Here is a 15,718-nt window from a genome sequence, read left to right on the forward strand (position 1 = left end):
TCGGACAGGGCTGTCCATGGAGGGGGACGGCAGCAGGGTGACGCCGTCGTCCCGGTCAAGCCTAGGTGACGGCTCTCCCTTCATAGCGCCGTGCGCCGTAATGACAAGCGGAAAATGGGGCCGCACAGGCTTTGCGCCACGAAGGTCAGCCGCCTTACCGTTTCAGACGGAATCACGGTTCAGCAGCGGCCCTGACACTTCTTCTGCTCAGGAGCCCGACATGTACCCACCCGTCCTGCGCGCAGCGTGGCGCGCACCATCCACATCCCTTCACGACGAGGTGGTCGGATCATGAGGACCTTCGGGGTCGAGGAGGAGTTCCTGCTCATCGACGCCTCGTCGGGACAGCCGATGCCCCTCGGTCAGGAGGCCGTGGGCCAGTGCATCGACGATCGGCTGACCTGCGAGATCAAGCAGGAACAGATCGAGACCGGCACCCTCCCGCACCTCGACGTCCATGACCTCGCCGTGGACATCGCCCGGTGCCGTGCGCTCGCCGACGAGACCGCCGCCCGCGTCGGAGCCCGGACCGCGGCCCTCGCCACCTCCCCCAACCTGTCACCCTCCTCGCCTCGCCCGGCCCCCGGTACGAGGTGATGCAGGAGCGGTTCGCCCTCACGGCGCGCGAACAACTGACCTGCGGCTGTCACGTGCACGTCAGTGTCGACGACGACGAGGAGGGCGGATGCCGTCCTCGACCGGATCCGGGGCTGGCTGCCCGTGCTCCTCGCCCTCTCGAGCAATTCCCCCCTGTGGAGCGGCACCGACACGGGGTACGCGAGCTACCGGTCGCAGGCTTGGAGCCGTTGGCCCATGACGGGCCCGTGCGACATCTTCGGCACGGCCGAGCGGTACCACGCGGCCGTCGACGGTCTGCTCGAGACAGCCGTCCCCGTCGATCTCGGACAGATCTACTTCGACGCCCGGCTCAGCCACCACCACCCGACCGTCGAGATCCGCGTGAGCGACGTGTGCCTGTACTCCGACGATGCGGTCCTCATCGCGCTGCTGACCCGCGGGCTCGTCGAGACCGCCGCCCGTGAGTGGCGCGCCGGTGTACCTCCCCTCGACGTCCCCAGGGTCGCCATCCGGATGGCGTCCTGGCGGGCGGGCAGGTTCGGTATGGACGGCGATCTGCTGCATCCGCTGAGCGGCAAACCGCAGGACGCCGGTACGGTCGCGTTCGCCCTGCTGCGCCACATCGCGCCTGCCCTCGCAGAGCAGGGCGAGGCCGATCTCGCCGAATCGCTGCTCCGGCAGCTCCTGGCGCGCGGGACGGGCTCCCGCCGTCAGCGCGCGGCCCTCATGCGCAGGGGCATGCTGAGCGACGTCGTCTCCGAGGCCGTCCGCGTGACCAACCTGCCACGCGGCGGGATCGTGGACCACCACGAGGCTGCGCACGTCCCGAGCCGCCGCGCCGTCGCGGGCCTCGGCGCCTGGGGGAGTGCGCTGCCGTGAGGGCCCCGGCCAGAGCTGGGCGGCGGTCTTCGGTGACCGGAGCGGCGCACCTTCGACGAACAGGACGAGAACGATGAGCTGGATACCGCGGCCCTTCGAGGTGCCACGGAGCGAGCACCTGCGCGAGGACATCAAGCTCCCCGAGGAACCGGGCGCCGAGGACGCGGCGGAGTTCTCCGAGGACACCTACACCTCCACGGAGCTCAACGCCGGGCAACAGGTGCCCGGTCTCAGCCCGCACGGGGAGTACCGGCGAGGGGACAACCCGGAACGCCGCACGACGCCCACGGGGGACGGGCTGGCCTCACCCGAGGAGAGCTGATGACGGTCCGCACGGAAGCCGTCGGGCAGGCTGACTAGACTCTCCGGGTGACCCAACCCGTGCCGGACCGCCTCCGCCAGATCGTGGGCGCCGCTCTCGTCGACTCCCTCGCTCGCCCGTCGCACCTCCTCGTCGCCCGGCGTACGGCACCGCCGGAGTTCGCCGGCATGTGGGAGTTCCCCGGCGGCAAGGTGGAATCCGGGGAATCGTGTGAGGCGGCGCTGTGCCGCGAGCTCTCGGAGGAACTGGGGATCACTGCAGCGCTGGGGTCCGAGGTCGTGGGGCCGCACCCGCAGGGCTGGCCCCTGAACGGGAGGGCCGCCATGCGCGTCTGGCTGGCCGAACGGACCGCCGGAGACCCGCAGCCACTCCAGGACCACGACGAACTCCGATGGGTCCCGTTCGATCCCGCCGACGAGTTGGATGCGCTGCCCTGGATCCCGGCGGACCGACCCATCGTCGCCGCGCTCCGTGGGCTGGTGGCCGTCCGGCCGTGACGGCTCCCTAGAACAGGGCGGCCTGCATCGGAGCAGCGGAAGCCGGCCGGGTGCGTGCCCGGCCGGACGCCGCGCCTGCCCCGGCGCCGGCGCCTGCCCCGGCGCCGGCGGGGGCCCCGGCCGGCGTCAGGTTCCGGAAGAAGCCGGCGCCCGCGGCGAGACCGTGGTTCCTGCGGTGCACGCGGATACGGCCGGAGAGCCAGTCCCGGTACTCCTTCGAGGCGTAGCTCCCTTCCGCGTACAGCGCCTCGTACCGCGTGACGAGCTGCGGGTGGTGCGCCGAGAGCCACTGCATGAACCATTCGCGTGAGCCGGGCCGGAGGTACAGCGGACCCGCGCTGACGCCGCTCGCACCTGCTGCCGCGAGGGCGCCGAAGAGCCGGTCCAGGGATTCGTCGCCATCGGTGAGCCAGGGGAGGATCGGCATCGCCAACACACCGCAGGGCAGCCCCGCTTCCCGGAGCCGCGAGATGAGCGCCAGGCGCGCCCTCGGTGCGGGAGTCCCGGGCTCGATCGACTCGGCGAGGACGGGATCGAGCAGCGCGAGCGAGATGCCCACGCCGACCATGACGGACGTCGAGGCCGCCGCGAGCAGAGGGATGTCCCGGGCCAGCAGGGTGCCCTTCGTGAGGATCGAGAACGGCGTCCCGGAGTCCGCCAGGGCCGTGATGATGCCCGGCATGAGCTGGTACCGGCCCTCGGCGCGCTGGTAGGGATCGGTGTTCGTGCCGAGCGCCACGTGGTCACGGTTCCACGAGGGGCGCGCGAGTTCCCGGGTGAGCACCTCCGCGGCGTTGATCTTCACCACGACCTGGGAATCGAAATCGAGGCCCGTGTCCAGGTTCAGGTAGCTGTGGGTCTTGCGTGCGAAGCAGTAGACGCAGGCATGGGAACAGCCCCGGAAGGGGTTGATGGTCCAGGAGAACGGCATCGAGGACGTGGGCGGCACCTTGTTGAGCACCGACTTCGCGGCGACCTCGTGGAAGGTGATGCCGGCGAAGTCGGGGGTCCGCACGGTCCGGACGAGCCCCGCCAGGGGCAGCAGGCTCGGCGCCGCGACGACGGCGTTGTCGTCCTCCCTGATCTTCTGACCTTCCCACCGCATGGACAGTATTAGAACACGTGTTCTAATACTGTGTCACCCCTGGTCCCGTGAGCTTGTCCTAGGCTTGGGCCATGATCCTCCTCACCGGTTTCGAACCCTTCGGGGGAGAGACCACGAATCCTTCATGGCTCGCCGCCCGCCGTGCTGCCGACCTGCTGCGTGCGGAGGGGCATGACGCGGTCGCCGTCGAGGTGCCCTGCGTCTTCGGCGCCAGTGTCGACGCCGTCACGACGGCGATCGAGCGGTACCGACCAGAGATCGTGCTCTGCGTGGGCCAGGCGGGCGGGCGCCCGTCCGTCTCGGTGGAGCGGGTGGCGATCAACGTCGACGACGCGCGCATCCCCGACAACGCGGGCCGTCAGCCGATCGACGAGCCGATCGCCCCGGGCGGTCCTGCGGCCTACTTCTCGTCCCTGCCCATCAAGGCCTGCCGCCAGGCGGTCGCCGCACTCGGCATCCCGGTGGAGGTCTCGCAGACTGCCGGGACCTACGTGTGCAACCACGTCTTCTACGGGCTGATGGATCACCTCGCCTCCCGGGACGGCACGAGAGGTGGGTTCGTCCACGTCCCCTATTCGGCGGAGCAGGGCGTGGCGAACAGTGCACCCGGTCTCGCCCTCGAGGACATGGCGGCAGCCCTCGTGGCCATCGCGCTGACGACGGCGGACACCACGGCGGACCTCCGGGTCACCGGCGGCGCGGAGCACTAGACCTGCGCCGGGGCGCTACCCGCGGGGTCGGCCCCGTGTGAGCGCTGCACGCACGGACGCCGTGACGGGACGCACCGGCTGTTCGCGGTACCCGCCGTCGGCCAGCCCTGCGCCCCGCTCGAAGGGGTTGCGCGACGCAGGGTCGCCCGTCCGCAGCAGGGACCAGCCGGCAGCGAGCAGGTAGGCGGGAAGGAACGGCAGCCCCAGGAGCGCTGCGTACTGCCGGGTGTGGCGTGCTTCGTGCTCGAGGAGCCGAGCGAACCCGGCCGGCGCGTCGTGGGGTACGCGTCCGCGAAGCAGCACCACGCTGCCCACCGTGAACGCCCTCGCCTTCGGCAGGCGGCGGCGGTAACCCTCGGCGAGCAGGATGCCGTGGGGTCCCGGGGAGATGCGGCATCCCGCGAGCGCGGCGACGGCGAGGCCGCAGGGCGTGGACAGGTTGATCCAGTTGAGGAACGGGACGATCCTGCTGTTCATGGCGTCATCGTACGGGTGCGGACGTGGCAGACGCTTCACCTAGACTTGTCACGCCGGTGCGCCAGCAGTGCTCCGCGCACCCCGACCGACTCCTGTCCCATCCCAGGCCACGACTGCGTCCCACCACCGGTGTCCGCCGCAGCCCTGTCCGAGAGTGCGAGGTAAGCCAGCCCATGACCGACACGCCAGAGCACTCCGGAGCGGCTGGAAGCCTGCGGGTGCCGGACCCGACCGACGCCGCGGAGGTCGCTGCGGCGGTCGACGCCGCGCTCGCCGACATCGCGGCCGCAGCGGATCTCGACGAACTCAAAGGCGTCAGGATCGCCCACACGGGGGAGAAGTCCCCGCTGAGCCTTGCCAACCGCGGAATCGGCGCACTGCCCAAGGACCAGAAGTCCGCTGCCGGCAAGAACATCGGCCCGGCGCGGGGCCGCATCAACCAGGCGCTCGCCGGCCGCACCACGGAGCTCGAGGCCGAGCGCGACGCCCGTATCCTCGTCGAGGAGGCCGTCGACGTCACGGCCGCCCCGCGGCGTCGTCGTCCCGGTGCCCGGCACCCGCTCTCCACCCTGCAGGACCGCGTCAGCGACGTGTTCGTCGGCATGGGCTGGGAGATCGCCGAGGGCCCGGAGCTGGAATCGGAGTGGTTCAACTTCGACGCCCTGAACTTCAAGCCCGATCACCCCGCCCGCGAGATGCAGGACACGTTCTTCGTGGAGCCGCCCGAGGCGCACCTCGTCCTGCGCACCCACACGTCCCCGGTGCAGGTCCGCTCCATGCTCGAGCGCGAGCTGCCCATCTACGTGCTGTGCCCGGGCAAGGTGTTCCGCACCGACGAGCTCGACGCCACCCACACGCCCGTCTTCCACCAGTTCGAGGGCCTCGCGATCGACAAGGGCCTCACGATGGCCGACCTCGTGGGGACGCTCGAGCACTTCACCCAGCAGCTCTTCGGCGACGACGCGAAGGTGCGGCTGCGCCCCAACTACTTCCCGTTCACCGAGCCCAGCGCGGAGCTCGACATCTGGCACCCCGGTGCCAAGGGCGGTCCGCGCTGGATCGAGTGGGGCGGCTGCGGCATGGTCAACCCCAACGTCCTGCGCGCCACGGGGATCGACCCGGACGTCTACTCCGGCTTCGCCTTCGGCATGGGGATCGAGCGGGCCCTCATGTTCCGCAACGAGGTCATCGACATGCGCGACATGATCGAGGGCGACGTCCGTTTCAGCGAACACTTCGGGATGGAGATCTAAGTGAGAGTCCCACTCTCCTGGCTGCGCGAGTACGCAGCCGTACCTGCGGATGCGACCGCGGAAGACGTCATGGCCGAGCTCGTGAAGGTCGGGCTCGAGGAGGAGGACGTCCACCGTCCCACCGACGAGCTGTCCGGCCCGATCGTCGTCGGGCAGGTGCTCAGCGCGGTCAAGGAACCGCAGACGAACGGCAAGACCATCAACTGGTGCCAGGTGCGCGTGGTGCCCGAGGGTGCTGAGCAGACGCTCACGGGTGAGGGCATCGACCCCTCGGGCGTGCAGGGGATCGTCTGCGGAGCGCACAACTTCGTGGAGGGCGACAAGGTGGTGGTGACGCTTCCGGGCGCCGTGCTCCCGGGCGACTTCCGCATCAGCCCCCGCACCACCTACGGGCACGTGTCCGCGGGCATGATCGCCTCCGTGCGTGAGCTCGGCATCGGCGACGACCACGACGGCATCCTCGTGCTCTCGACCCTCGGGCTGGACCCGGAGGTCGGTACCGACGCCATGGAGCTGCTCGGGCTGTACGACGAGGCCGCGGAGATCAACGTGACGCCCGACCGCGGCTACTGCTTCTCCCTCCGCGGCGTCGCCCGCGAGTACGCCCACGCGACCGGCACGGCCTTCACGGACCCCGCGGGTGCCGTCGTCGTCCCGCCCTCCGCGGGTGACGGCTACCCGGTGCGCCTCGAGGACGCCGCTCCCGTGTACGGGGTGCCGGGCTGCGACCGCTTCGTGGCCCGCACGGTCCGCGGCGTGGACCCGACGCGCCCCACGCCGCCGTGGATGTCCGCCCGCCTCCGACTCGCCGGGATCCGCTCCATCTCCCTCGTGGTCGACATCTCCAACTACGTGATGCTCGACCTCGGGCAGCCGCTGCACTTCTACGACCTCGCCCGGCTCGAGGGCGACATCGTGGTGCGCAGGGCCGCGGCGGGGGAGACGCTCCGCACCCTCGACGACAAGGTGCGCACGCTCGACGCCGGCGACCTCCTGATCACCGACGCGTCCGGGCCCATCGGCATCGCCGGGGTCATGGGCGGCGCCGCCACCGAGGTCACGGACGCGACCGTCGACGTCCTGATCGAGTCCGCGCACTTCGACGCCGTCAGCATCGGCCGCTCACGCCGCCGTCACAGGCTGCCCTCGGAGGCGTCCAAGCGGTTCGAGCGCGGCGTCGACTGGCACGTGGCGGACATCGCTGCGCAGCGCGCGGTCGAGCTCCTCCTCGACCTGGCGGGCGGGACTATCGACGACGCCGCGACCGACGTCGGCCAGGCTCCGGAGGCCCGCGTGATCGATCTCGCCACCGACTTCCCCGCGCGCCTGATCGGGCGCACGTTCACCGACGAGGAGATCGTCGGGACGCTCACCGACCTCGGAGCCTCCGTGGAGCGCGTGGACGGCGGCTACCGGGTCACCGCCCCGAGCTGGCGTGCGGACCTCGAGACGCGCGAGGACCTGACGGAGGAGATCATCCGCCTCCTCGGGTACCACACCATCCCGTCCACGCTGCCCGTCGCGCCTCCGGGGCGCGGTCTCACCCGCGTGCAGCAGCAGCGCCGTAGGCTCCTCACCGCCCTCGCGGCGGCAGGCTTCACCGAGGTGCTGTCCTACCCGTTCGTGGGGGTGCGCGCCAACAGCGTGTTCGGCGCTGCCGAGGCGGAGGCCGACGCCCCGGCCGTGAAGCTCGCCAATCCCCTGAGCGCCGAGCTCGCCTTCCTGCGGCGGTCCATCCTCCCGGGACTCGTGGAGCTCGCGAAGCGCAACATCTCGCGCGGCTTCCGTGACCTCGCCCTCGTCGAAGCCGGTGCCGTCTTCCTGCCGTCCGGGCCGATGGGTACGGCGACCATCCCGCCGCTCGGGGTCAAACCGGAGGACGCGGTGCTCGACGGGCTCTACGAGGGCATCCCCGACCAGCCCCTGACCGTCGCCGCCCTCTTCACGGGACACGAGGCTGCGGCGTCCGCCGGCGCATCGCCCCGCCCGTGGGACTGGGCCGACGCCGTCGACGCGGTGCGCCTCATGGCGCAGGTCACCGGTGTGGACGTCGTGGTGCGGCAGGGGAGCCACCAGGCGTTCCATCCGGGCCGCACGGCGGAGTTCTTCCTGCGGAGCGGGGAGCTGCTGGGGTACGCCGGCGAGCTCCATCCGAAGCTCGTCGCGTCCGAGGACCTGCCGGCCCGCACGGTGGCCTTCGAGATCAACGCCGACCTGCTGTTCGAGGCCGCCGCGGACGTCATCGTGGCCCGTCCCCTCTCGACCTACCCCGCCGCGACGCAGGACGTGGCGCTCGTCGTCGACTCCGCCGTCGTCGCGGGTGACGTGCTCGAGGCCCTGCGCGAGGGCGCCGGGGACCTGCTCGAGGACATCAGCCTCTTCGACGTCTACACCGGCGCGGGTATCGCGGAGGGCCGGAAGTCCCTCGCGTTCGCCCTGAGGTTCCGTGCTCCGGACCGCACACTGACCGCCGAGCAGGCGAGCGGCGCGCGGGACGCCGCCGTCGCCCTCGCGGCCGAACGGTTCGACGCCGTTCAGCGCTGACGTACGCAGGAGAAGGCCCGCCCGCCCCGTCGGGGCGGGCGGGCCTTCCCCGTCCAGCTCGGGGTCCGAGGAACCAGGTCCGAGGATCCCGGTCCCGGTCCCGGTCCCGGTTCCGGTTCCGGTACCGATCAGGGTCAGGGGAGCCCGGTCCCGATCAGGGGATGAGCAGCACCTTGCCCGTGGTGCGGCGGGCCTGCAGGTCCTCGTGGGCGCGTGCCGCCTCGGCGAGCGGATACCGCGCACCGATCCGGACGTCGAGCTGCCCTGCGGTGACGGCCCCGAACAGTTCCTCGGCCCGCCAGCGTCGCTCCTCGGCCGAGAGCAGGTAGTGCACCAGGGTGGGCCGGGTGACGAAGAGGGAACCGCCGGAATTCAGCCGCTGCAGTTCCAGCGGCGGGACGGCGCCCGACGCCGCGCCGAACAGCACCATCGTGCCGCGGACGCGCAGCGAGCGGAGGGACTCGTCGAAGGTCGCCTGCCCCACGCCGTCGTACACGACGTCGACACCCACGCCGTCCGTCAGGGTCCTCACGGCGTCTGCGAAGCCCTCGTACCTGAGCACCTCGTCGGCACCTGCGCCGCGAGCGAGGTCCTCCTTTTCCGGCGTCGAGACCGTGGTGATGACGCGGGCGCCCTTCGCCTTGAGCAGCTGGATGATGAGCAGGCCCACGCCGCCGGCACCCGCGTGCACGAGCACCGTGTGGCCCTGCTGCACCGGGAACGTCGAGTTGATGAGGTAGTGCGCCGTCATGCCCTGGAGGGGGAGCGCTGCCGCCGTCTCGATGTCCACGCCGTCCGGTACGGGGAGGGCGCGATCGGCGTCGACCAGCGCGTACTCGGCGTAGGTGCCCCTGCCCTCGGCGAAGGCCACGCGATCTCCCACCTCGAAGCCCTCGGTCCCGTCACCGAGTGCCTCGACCGTGCCTGCGGCCTCGGCCCCCGGAGTGAAGGGATGCTCGACGGCGTAGGCACCGCTGCGCTGGTAGGTCTCGATGAAGTTCACGCCGGCGGCGGCCACCTTCACGAGGAGCTGACCCGCGGCGGGCTCGGGGCGGTCGGTGGCGGTGAGGCGGAGGACGTCGGGCCCACCGGGGGCGGCGACGGTGATGGCTGAGGGCATGATGGTTCCCTTTCGGTGGCGTGCGTCCATGCTATTCGTGCGCTCGGGGGCCGGGCAGTGCATAAATATGTGGGCTGCTGCATGTTGTTGCTGTAGGGTTGGAGAATGACCTTCACAGCAGCGGTATCCGGAGCCAGTGGGTACGCCGGGGGAGAACTCCTGCGCCTCCTGGCGAACCACCCGGACGTCGAGATCGGGGCGATCACGGCGCACAGCAATGCCGGTTCCACCCTCGGGGAGCTCCAGCCGCACCTGCACGTGTTGGCCGACCGCGTGCTCCAGGACACCACGGCGGAGGTCCTCGCCGGGCACGACGTCGTCTTCCTCGCCCTGCCGCACGGCGCAAGTGCCGGCATCGCGGCGCAGCTCCCGCCGGAGACGCTCGTCATCGATGCCGGTGCGGACCACCGGCTCCAGGACGCTGCTGCGTGGCAGGCGTTCTACGGTTCGCCGCACGCCGGGACGTGGCCCTACGGCCTGCCGGAACTGCCCGGCGCACGCACTGAGCTCGCCGGCGCGCGCCGCATCGCCGTGCCGGGCTGCTACCCCACCAGCGTGCTCCTGGCCCTCACTCCCGGCTTCGCCGCGGGCCTCCTGAAGTCCGACGACGTCGTCGTCATCTCGGCATCGGGCACCTCGGGCGCCGGCAAGGCGGCCAAGCCGAACCTCATCGGCTCCGAGGTCATGGGCGGCATGAGCCCCTACGGCGTCGGCGGCGGGCACCGCCACACGCCCGAGATGGAGCAGGGCCTCAGCCTCGCCGCGGGGGAGCCCGTGTCCCTGTCCTTCACGCCGACCCTCGCGCCGATGGCGCGTGGCATACTCACGACGGCGACCGCGAAGGTGCGCGCCGGCGTCGGGTACGCCGAACTCAGGGCCGCGTGGGAGACGGCGTATGCGGACGAGCCCTTCGTGCGCGTTCTTCCCGAGGGGCAGTGGCCCGCCACCAAGTCCGTCCTCGGGTCCAACTACGCAGCGCTGCAGCTCGCGTTCGACGAGCACGCCGGGCGCGTGATCGTGAGCAGCGTGATCGACAACCTCACCAAGGGGACCGCCGGCGGCGCCGTGCAGTCCATGAACATCGCCCTCGGTCTCGACGAGACTGCAGGCCTGACCACGCAGGGGATCGCGCCATGAGCATCACGTATCCGGGCGGGTTCCGCGCCGCCGGCGTCGCCGCCGGGCTCAAGAGCACCGGCAAGCCCGACGTCGCGCTCGTGGTCAACGATGGCCCGCTGCACAACGCGGCTGCCGTCTTCACCTCGAACCGCGTGGCCGCGGCGCCCGTTCTCTGGTCACGTCAGGTCGTCTCCGACGGACGCGTCGACGCCGTCGTCCTGAACTCCGGCGGCGCCAACGCCTGCACGGGGCACGAGGGTTTCCAGAACACCCACCGCACCGCGGAGGTGACCGCCGATCTCCTCGGCGTCTCGGCCACCGACGTGTTCGTGTGCTCGACGGGCCTCATCGGGGAGCAGCTTCCCATGGACCGGCTTCTCGCGGGCGTCACGGATGCCACCGGGTCCCTGAGCAGGGGCGGCGGGCCCACGGCGGCCGAGGCCATCATGACCACGGACACCGTGCCCAAGGAGGCGCGCTACCCGGCCACCGCCGATTCCGCGAGCGAGGGCTATGCGATCGGCGGGATGGCCAAGGGTGCGGGCATGCTCGCCCCGGGGCTCGCCACGATGCTCGTGGTCCTCACCACCGACGCCGCCCTGGACGCCCCGGCGCTCGACGCCGCGCTCCGCGAGGCCACACGCGTGAGCTTCGATCGCACCGACGCGGACGGCTGCATGTCCACGAACGACACCGTGGTGCTGCTCGCCTCCGGCGCCGCGGGAATGGCCCCCGACCAGGCGCAGTTCACCGCCGCGCTCACGCAGGTCTGCCTCGACCTCGCCGCACAGCTCATCCACGACGCCGAGGGCGCGAGCCACACGATCGCCGTGACCACGCTCAACGCCGCCAGCGAGCGCGATGCCGAGGTGGTCAGCCGCGCCGTCGCCCGTTCGAACCTCTTCAAGACCGCGATCTTCGGCAACGACCCGAACTGGGGCCGTGTGCTGGCCGCGGTCGGGACCACCGACGCCGCCTTCGAGCCGGACCAGCTGAACGTCTCCATGAACGGGGTGCAGATCTGCAGGAACGGGGGCATCGGGGACTCCCGCGACCTCGTGGACCTCACGGGACGCGAGGTCACCGTCGAGATCGACCTCGCGTCGGGATCGGCGAGCGCCACGATCTGGACCAACGACCTCACGCACGAGTACGTGCACGAGAACTCGGCGTACTCGAGCTGATGGGAACCGCGATGCCCGACGTGACCGGTGTGACCGACGCAGCCACCCCCTCCGCCTCGACCCTGCGCGCGCAGGACAAGGCGGCGACCCTCATGGAAGCGCTGCCCTGGATCCAGCGATTCGCCGGGACCACCATGGTCGTCAAGTACGGCGGTAACGCCATGGTGGACGAGGACATGCGGCGTGCCTTCGCCGAGGACATCGTGTTCCTGCACCACGTGGGGATCCGCCCCGTCGTGGTGCACGGCGGAGGTCCCCAGATCAATGCGATGCTGGGCCGGCTCGGCATCGAGTCCGAGTTCAAGGGCGGGCTCCGCGTGACCACGCCCGAGGCCATGGACGTGGTCCGGATGGTCCTCACCGGCCAGGTGGGCCGCGAGCTCGTGGGCCTCATCAACTCCCACGGCCCGTACGCCGTCGGCCTCTCGGGGGAGGACGGCGGCCTGCTCCGCGCCGTCCGCACCGGGACCGTCGTCGACGGCGAGCCCGTGGACCTCGGCCTCGTCGGCGAGGTCACCGCGGTGCACCCCGGGGCCATCCTCGACATCCTCGAGGCCGGCCGGATCCCTGTCATCTCCACGGTGGCGCCGGAGTACGATGCCGACGGCGAGGCGACGCAGCAGGTGCTGAACGTCAACGCCGACTCGGCAGCCGCCGCGCTCGCCGCGGCGCTCGGCGCGTCGAAGCTCGTGATCCTCACCGACGTCGAGGGCCTCTACGCCGACTGGCCCGACCGCAGCTCCCTCATCTCGAGCCTCTCGGCGTCGCAGCTGCGCGAGCTCCTGCCCGGGCTCCAGAGCGGCATGATCCCGAAGATGACCGCCTGCCTGCAGGCCGTCGAGGGCGGCGTGGAGCGGGCGCACATCGTCGACGGTCGCCTCGCGCACTCGATGCTCCTCGAGACCTTCACCACGGCGGGCATCGGCACGCAGGTGGTACCCGACGAGCTTCCAGCAGAAATTCCGGCAGAGATTCCATCAGGGACGGGAGACCGGTCATGACCGAGCTCGACACGGCGGCGTCCGTCGCCCCATCCATGACCACAACCGGCCCGACGGACAGCAGCCCGTCCCTGACCGCGACCGGCCACGGCCGGCACGCGGCGCCCGGCCCGGTCGACTCCGTGGCGTCCACCGAGGGCGTGGACGTCCTCACGGGCGGCGACTCGGGGGCCGACTGGCTCGCCCGGTACAGCGGCTCGCTCATGGGCGTCTTCGGCACACCACAGCGGGTGCTGGTCCGCGGTGCGGGGTGCTACGTCTGGGACGCCGACGGCGCCCGGTACCTCGACCTGCTCGGCGGGATCGCAGTCAACGCACTCGGCCACGCGCATCCGTTCGTGACCTCGGTCATCTCGAGTCAGCTGGCCACGCTCGGCCACATCTCCAACTTCTTCACCAGCCCCACGCAGGTGGCGCTCGCGGAGAAGCTCCTCGCGCTGGCCGTGGCGCCGGACGGCTCGCGGGTCTTCTTCACCAACTCCGGCGCGGAGGCCCTCGAGGCCGCCGTGAAGCTCGCCCGCCGCAACAGCACGCCCGAACGCACGCGGATCCTCGCGCTCGACGGCGCCTTCCACGGCCGCACCATGGGTGCACTCGCCCTGACGTCCAAGAAGGCGTACCGGGAACCGTTCGAACCGCTGCCCGGCGGCGTGGAGCACATCGCCTTCGACGACGTCGATGCCCTGAGGGCCGCGATGGACTCCACCGTGGCCGCGCTGATCGTCGAACCCATCCAGGGCGAGGCCGGTGTCCGCCCGCTGTCCGCCGAGTACCTGAGGGCCGCCCGCGAGCTGACGCGCGAGCACGGTGCGCTGCTGATCCTCGACGAGGTGCAGTCCGGCATCGCACGGACGGGCCGCTGGTTCGCGCACCAGTGGGTGGACGGCGTCATGCCCGACGCCATGACCCTCGCGAAGGGACTCGGCGGGGGCTTCCCGGTCGGCGCCCTCGTGACCTTCGGCGAGCGCGTCTCGACCCTGCTCTCCGCGGGTCAGCACGGCTCCACGTTCGGCGGCAATCCCGTGGCCACCGCGGCGGGTCTCGCGACGATCCACGCCCTCGAGTCGGGGGGCTCCCTGCAGGGCGCGCACGACGTCGGCGGTCACCTGCGCGAGCGGCTCGCCGCCGTGGAGGGCGTCACCGAGGTGCGCGGCGCGGGCCTGCTCATCGGCTTCGACCTCGACGGCGGGTACGCTCCCGCAGCGGTGCAGGCTGCGCTGGCGGCGGGGTTCATCATCAACGCCACCGGCCCCACGACCATCCGGCTCGCCCCTCCGCTGATCCTCACGCGCGAGCAGGCCGACACCTTCCTCGACGCCCTGCCGTCGATCCTCAGCACCGCTCAGACCACACTCCGGGAGGCATCAGCATGACGCGCCACTTCCTCGTCGACACCGACCTCTCGCCCGCCGAGCAGGCGGAGGTCCTCGACCTCGCCCTCGACCTGAAGGCGGACCCGTACGCGCACGCGCCCTTCGCCGGAACGGGCGCCGGGCGGCAGACCGTCGCCGTGATCTTCGACAAGACCTCCACCCGTACGCGTGTCTCCTTCGCGGCAGGCATTGCGGATCTCGGGGGAGTGCCGCTCATCATCGGGGCGGGGGATTCGCAGCTCGGCCACAAGGAGACCATCACGGACACCGCGAAGGTCCTCGAGCGCATGGTCGCCACCATCGTGTGGCGCACCTACGCCCAGTCCGACCTCGAGGAGATGGCCGCGGCGTCCAGGGTGCCGGTCATCAACGCGCTCTCCGACGACTACCACCCGTGCCAACTGCTCGCCGACCTGCTCACCATCCGCGAGCACAAGGGCACGCTGGCCGGGCTCACCCTCGCGTACCTGGGGGACGCCGCGAACAACATGGCGAACTCCTACCTGCTCGCCGGAGTCACGGCGGGGATGCACGTCCGCATCGCCGGTCCCGAGGGGCACCTCCCGGACGCTTCCGTCGTCGCCGCCGCGGAGGACCGCGCGGCCGAGACGGGCGGATCCGTCCTCGTCACCACGGATCCCGCCGGGGCGCTCGCAGGGGCCGACGTCGTCGCCACGGATACCTGGGTGTCCATGGGCCAGGAGGACGAGAAGGCTGCACGGCAGGAGCTGTTCCGCTCCTACGCCGTGGACTCCGCAGCCCTGGCGCAGGCCGCCCCGGACGCCGTCGTGCTCCACTGCCTGCCCGCCTACCGCGGGTACGAGATCTCGGCCGACGTCATCGACGGCCCGCAGTCGGTCGTCTGGGACGAGGCCGAGAACCGGCTGCACGCGCAGAAGGCCCTCATGACGTGGCTCCTGCGGAAGTCCGCGGAACAGGGCGGATCATGACCGTCCAGCGGGACTCCGCCCGGCCCACCACCAAGACGTCGCGGCACGCACGCATCACGGATCTGCTGACCGCGCAGTCCGTGCGCTCGCAGGTGGAGCTCGCGTCCCTGCTCGCTGCGGACGGCGTCCAGGTCAACCAGGGCACGCTCTCGCGCGACCTCGTGGAGCTCGGCGTGGTGCGCGTCCGCGGGGCCGACGGCGCGCTCGTCTACGCGGTGCCCGTCGAGGGTGGCGGGCGGCACGTCCAGAGTGGTGTGTCGCAGGAGATCCTCGACGCGCGGCTGACCAAGCTGTGCAACGAACTGCTGGTCACCGCCGAGGCCAGCGGGAACATCGTCATCCTGCGGACCCCGCCCGGTGCGGCGAACTTCCTGGCCCTCGCGATCGACCACTCGGTCATGCCGTCCATCCTCGGCACGATCGCCGGCGACGACACCGTGATGCTCGTCAGTCGCGAGCCCGACGGCGGCTCCGCCGTCGCCGAGCGTTTTCTCCGCCTGGCGCAGGAGGCGCAGGCCGGCGCCGAGCCCGCCTGACCCCGACCACCCGGACAGACCCGAACCCGCCGCCGCTACGCTGACAGCTGCGGCCCCACCGATCGAGTG

General features: G+C 71.4%; 15 protein-coding genes and 1 pseudogene. 13 read left to right on the forward strand and 3 right to left on the reverse strand.

Features of this window, described 5'->3' with window-relative positions; translation table 11 throughout:
• Nucleotides 1–351 precede the first annotated feature (351 nt).
• From AC4D12_RS15240 to AC4D12_RS15255, 4 genes and pseudogenes are all read left to right on the forward strand, one after another.
• Nucleotides 352–620 (forward strand): annotated as a pseudogene (locus tag AC4D12_RS15240) (glutamate-cysteine ligase family protein); the annotation flags it as partial.
• Nucleotides 621–660: 40 nt separating this feature from the next.
• The gene (locus tag AC4D12_RS15245) at nucleotides 661–1,458 is read left to right on the forward strand and encodes a YbdK family carboxylate-amine ligase (protein WP_490950798.1); all 798 of its coding nucleotides are present in this window, start codon (nucleotides 661–663) and stop codon (nucleotides 1,456–1,458) included.
• A 73-nt stretch (nucleotides 1,459–1,531) separates the two neighbouring features.
• Nucleotides 1,532–1,780, forward strand: coding sequence for a hypothetical protein (locus AC4D12_RS15250; protein ID WP_490950799.1), 249 nt, complete (start codon nucleotides 1,532–1,534; stop codon nucleotides 1,778–1,780).
• Between the two features lie 47 nt (nucleotides 1,781–1,827).
• The gene (locus AC4D12_RS15255; protein ID WP_490950800.1) at nucleotides 1,828–2,277 is read left to right on the forward strand and encodes a (deoxy)nucleoside triphosphate pyrophosphohydrolase; all 450 of its coding nucleotides are present in this window, start codon (nucleotides 1,828–1,830) and stop codon (nucleotides 2,275–2,277) included.
• Nucleotides 2,278–2,284: 7 nt separating this feature from the next.
• On the opposite strand, the gene AC4D12_RS15260 is transcribed toward AC4D12_RS15255, so the two are convergent.
• Nucleotides 2,285–3,382: an Rv2578c family radical SAM protein gene (locus tag AC4D12_RS15260; RefSeq protein WP_490950801.1), complete on the reverse strand. Its 1,098-nt coding sequence runs from the start codon at nucleotides 3,380–3,382 to the stop codon at nucleotides 2,285–2,287.
• A gap of 71 nt (nucleotides 3,383–3,453) precedes the next feature.
• Here AC4D12_RS15260 and pcp point away from each other — a divergent pair, with 71 nt between their 5' ends.
• Complete coding sequence (pcp, locus tag AC4D12_RS15265) at nucleotides 3,454–4,092, forward strand: pyroglutamyl-peptidase I (protein ID WP_490950802.1); 639 nt, start codon at nucleotides 3,454–3,456, stop codon at nucleotides 4,090–4,092.
• Nucleotides 4,093–4,107: 15 nt separating this feature from the next.
• Here pcp and AC4D12_RS15270 read toward each other — a convergent pair whose 3' ends face one another.
• The gene (locus AC4D12_RS15270) at nucleotides 4,108–4,569 is read right to left on the reverse strand and encodes an eCIS core domain-containing protein (protein ID WP_490950803.1); all 462 of its coding nucleotides are present in this window, start codon (nucleotides 4,567–4,569) and stop codon (nucleotides 4,108–4,110) included.
• A 173-nt stretch (nucleotides 4,570–4,742) separates the two neighbouring features.
• On the opposite strand from AC4D12_RS15270, the gene pheS reads away from it, so the two are divergent.
• Nucleotides 4,743–5,822 carry a phenylalanine--tRNA ligase subunit alpha gene (gene pheS / locus AC4D12_RS15275; RefSeq protein ID WP_490950804.1) on the forward strand — a complete coding sequence of 360 codons (1,080 nt, stop codon included), beginning with the start codon at nucleotides 4,743–4,745 and terminating at the stop codon, nucleotides 5,820–5,822.
• The gene (gene pheT, locus AC4D12_RS15280) at nucleotides 5,823–8,366 is read left to right on the forward strand and encodes a phenylalanine--tRNA ligase subunit beta (RefSeq protein WP_490950805.1); all 2,544 of its coding nucleotides are present in this window, start codon (nucleotides 5,823–5,825) and stop codon (nucleotides 8,364–8,366) included.
• A gap of 154 nt (nucleotides 8,367–8,520) precedes the next feature.
• On the opposite strand, the gene AC4D12_RS15285 is transcribed toward pheT, so the two are convergent.
• The gene (locus AC4D12_RS15285; RefSeq protein ID WP_490950806.1) at nucleotides 8,521–9,486 is read right to left on the reverse strand and encodes a quinone oxidoreductase family protein; all 966 of its coding nucleotides are present in this window, start codon (nucleotides 9,484–9,486) and stop codon (nucleotides 8,521–8,523) included.
• Nucleotides 9,487–9,591: 105 nt separating this feature from the next.
• Between AC4D12_RS15285 and argC the strand changes: the two genes are divergently transcribed.
• The 6 genes from argC to AC4D12_RS15315 are packed head-to-tail and all read left to right on the forward strand — an operon-like array spanning nucleotide 9,592 to nucleotide 15,649.
• Complete coding sequence (gene argC / locus AC4D12_RS15290; RefSeq protein ID WP_490950807.1) at nucleotides 9,592–10,623, forward strand: N-acetyl-gamma-glutamyl-phosphate reductase; 1,032 nt, start codon at nucleotides 9,592–9,594, stop codon at nucleotides 10,621–10,623.
• Nucleotides 10,620–11,789 (forward strand): bifunctional glutamate N-acetyltransferase/amino-acid acetyltransferase ArgJ, encoded by a 1,170-nt coding sequence (gene argJ / locus AC4D12_RS15295; RefSeq protein ID WP_490950808.1) that lies wholly within the window; start codon nucleotides 10,620–10,622, stop codon nucleotides 11,787–11,789. Before argC ends, argJ begins: the two co-directional genes overlap by 4 nt.
• Nucleotides 11,790–11,800: 11 nt before the next feature.
• Entirely contained in the window at nucleotides 11,801–12,790 is a 990-nt protein-coding gene (argB, locus tag AC4D12_RS15300; RefSeq protein WP_490950809.1) for an acetylglutamate kinase, read from the forward strand.
• A gap of 35 nt (nucleotides 12,791–12,825) precedes the next feature.
• Nucleotides 12,826–14,163 carry an acetylornithine transaminase gene (locus AC4D12_RS15305; protein ID WP_490950829.1) on the forward strand — a complete coding sequence of 446 codons (1,338 nt, stop codon included), beginning with the start codon at nucleotides 12,826–12,828 and terminating at the stop codon, nucleotides 14,161–14,163.
• Nucleotides 14,160–15,113, forward strand: a complete 954-nt coding sequence (gene argF / locus AC4D12_RS15310; protein WP_490950810.1) for an ornithine carbamoyltransferase — start codon at nucleotides 14,160–14,162, stop codon at nucleotides 15,111–15,113. Before AC4D12_RS15305 ends, argF begins: the two co-directional genes overlap by 4 nt.
• Nucleotides 15,110–15,649 (forward strand): arginine repressor, encoded by a 540-nt coding sequence (locus AC4D12_RS15315; protein WP_490950811.1) that lies wholly within the window; start codon nucleotides 15,110–15,112, stop codon nucleotides 15,647–15,649. The genes argF and AC4D12_RS15315 overlap by 4 nt, the downstream gene beginning before the upstream one ends.
• The last annotated feature ends 69 nt before the right edge of the window (nucleotides 15,650–15,718 follow it).

The sequence above is a fragment of the Arthrobacter sp. TJ-266 genome, assembly GCF_058269115.1.

Coding starts and splice junctions, on each gene's coding strand:
- AC4D12_RS15250 (WP_490950799.1), top strand. CDS start 1,532: ATGAGCTGGATACCGCGGCCCTTCGAGGTGCCACGGAGCGAGCACCTG.
- AC4D12_RS15260 (WP_490950801.1), bottom strand. CDS start 3,382: ATGCGGTGGGAAGGTCAGAAGATCAGGGAGGACGACAACGCCGTCGTC.
- pcp (WP_490950802.1), top strand. CDS start 3,454: ATGATCCTCCTCACCGGTTTCGAACCCTTCGGGGGAGAGACCACGAAT.
- AC4D12_RS15270 (WP_490950803.1), bottom strand. CDS start 4,569: ATGAACAGCAGGATCGTCCCGTTCCTCAACTGGATCAACCTGTCCACG.
- pheS (WP_490950804.1), top strand. CDS start 4,743: ATGACCGACACGCCAGAGCACTCCGGAGCGGCTGGAAGCCTGCGGGTG.
- AC4D12_RS15285 (WP_490950806.1), bottom strand. CDS start 9,486: ATGCCCTCAGCCATCACCGTCGCCGCCCCCGGTGGGCCCGACGTCCTC.
- argC (WP_490950807.1), top strand. CDS start 9,592: ATGACCTTCACAGCAGCGGTATCCGGAGCCAGTGGGTACGCCGGGGGA.
- argJ (WP_490950808.1), top strand. CDS start 10,620: ATGAGCATCACGTATCCGGGCGGGTTCCGCGCCGCCGGCGTCGCCGCC.
- argB (WP_490950809.1), top strand. CDS start 11,801: ATGCCCGACGTGACCGGTGTGACCGACGCAGCCACCCCCTCCGCCTCG.
- AC4D12_RS15305 (WP_490950829.1), top strand. CDS start 12,826: ATGACCACAACCGGCCCGACGGACAGCAGCCCGTCCCTGACCGCGACC.
- argF (WP_490950810.1), top strand. CDS start 14,160: ATGACGCGCCACTTCCTCGTCGACACCGACCTCTCGCCCGCCGAGCAG.
- AC4D12_RS15315 (WP_490950811.1), top strand. CDS start 15,110: ATGACCGTCCAGCGGGACTCCGCCCGGCCCACCACCAAGACGTCGCGG.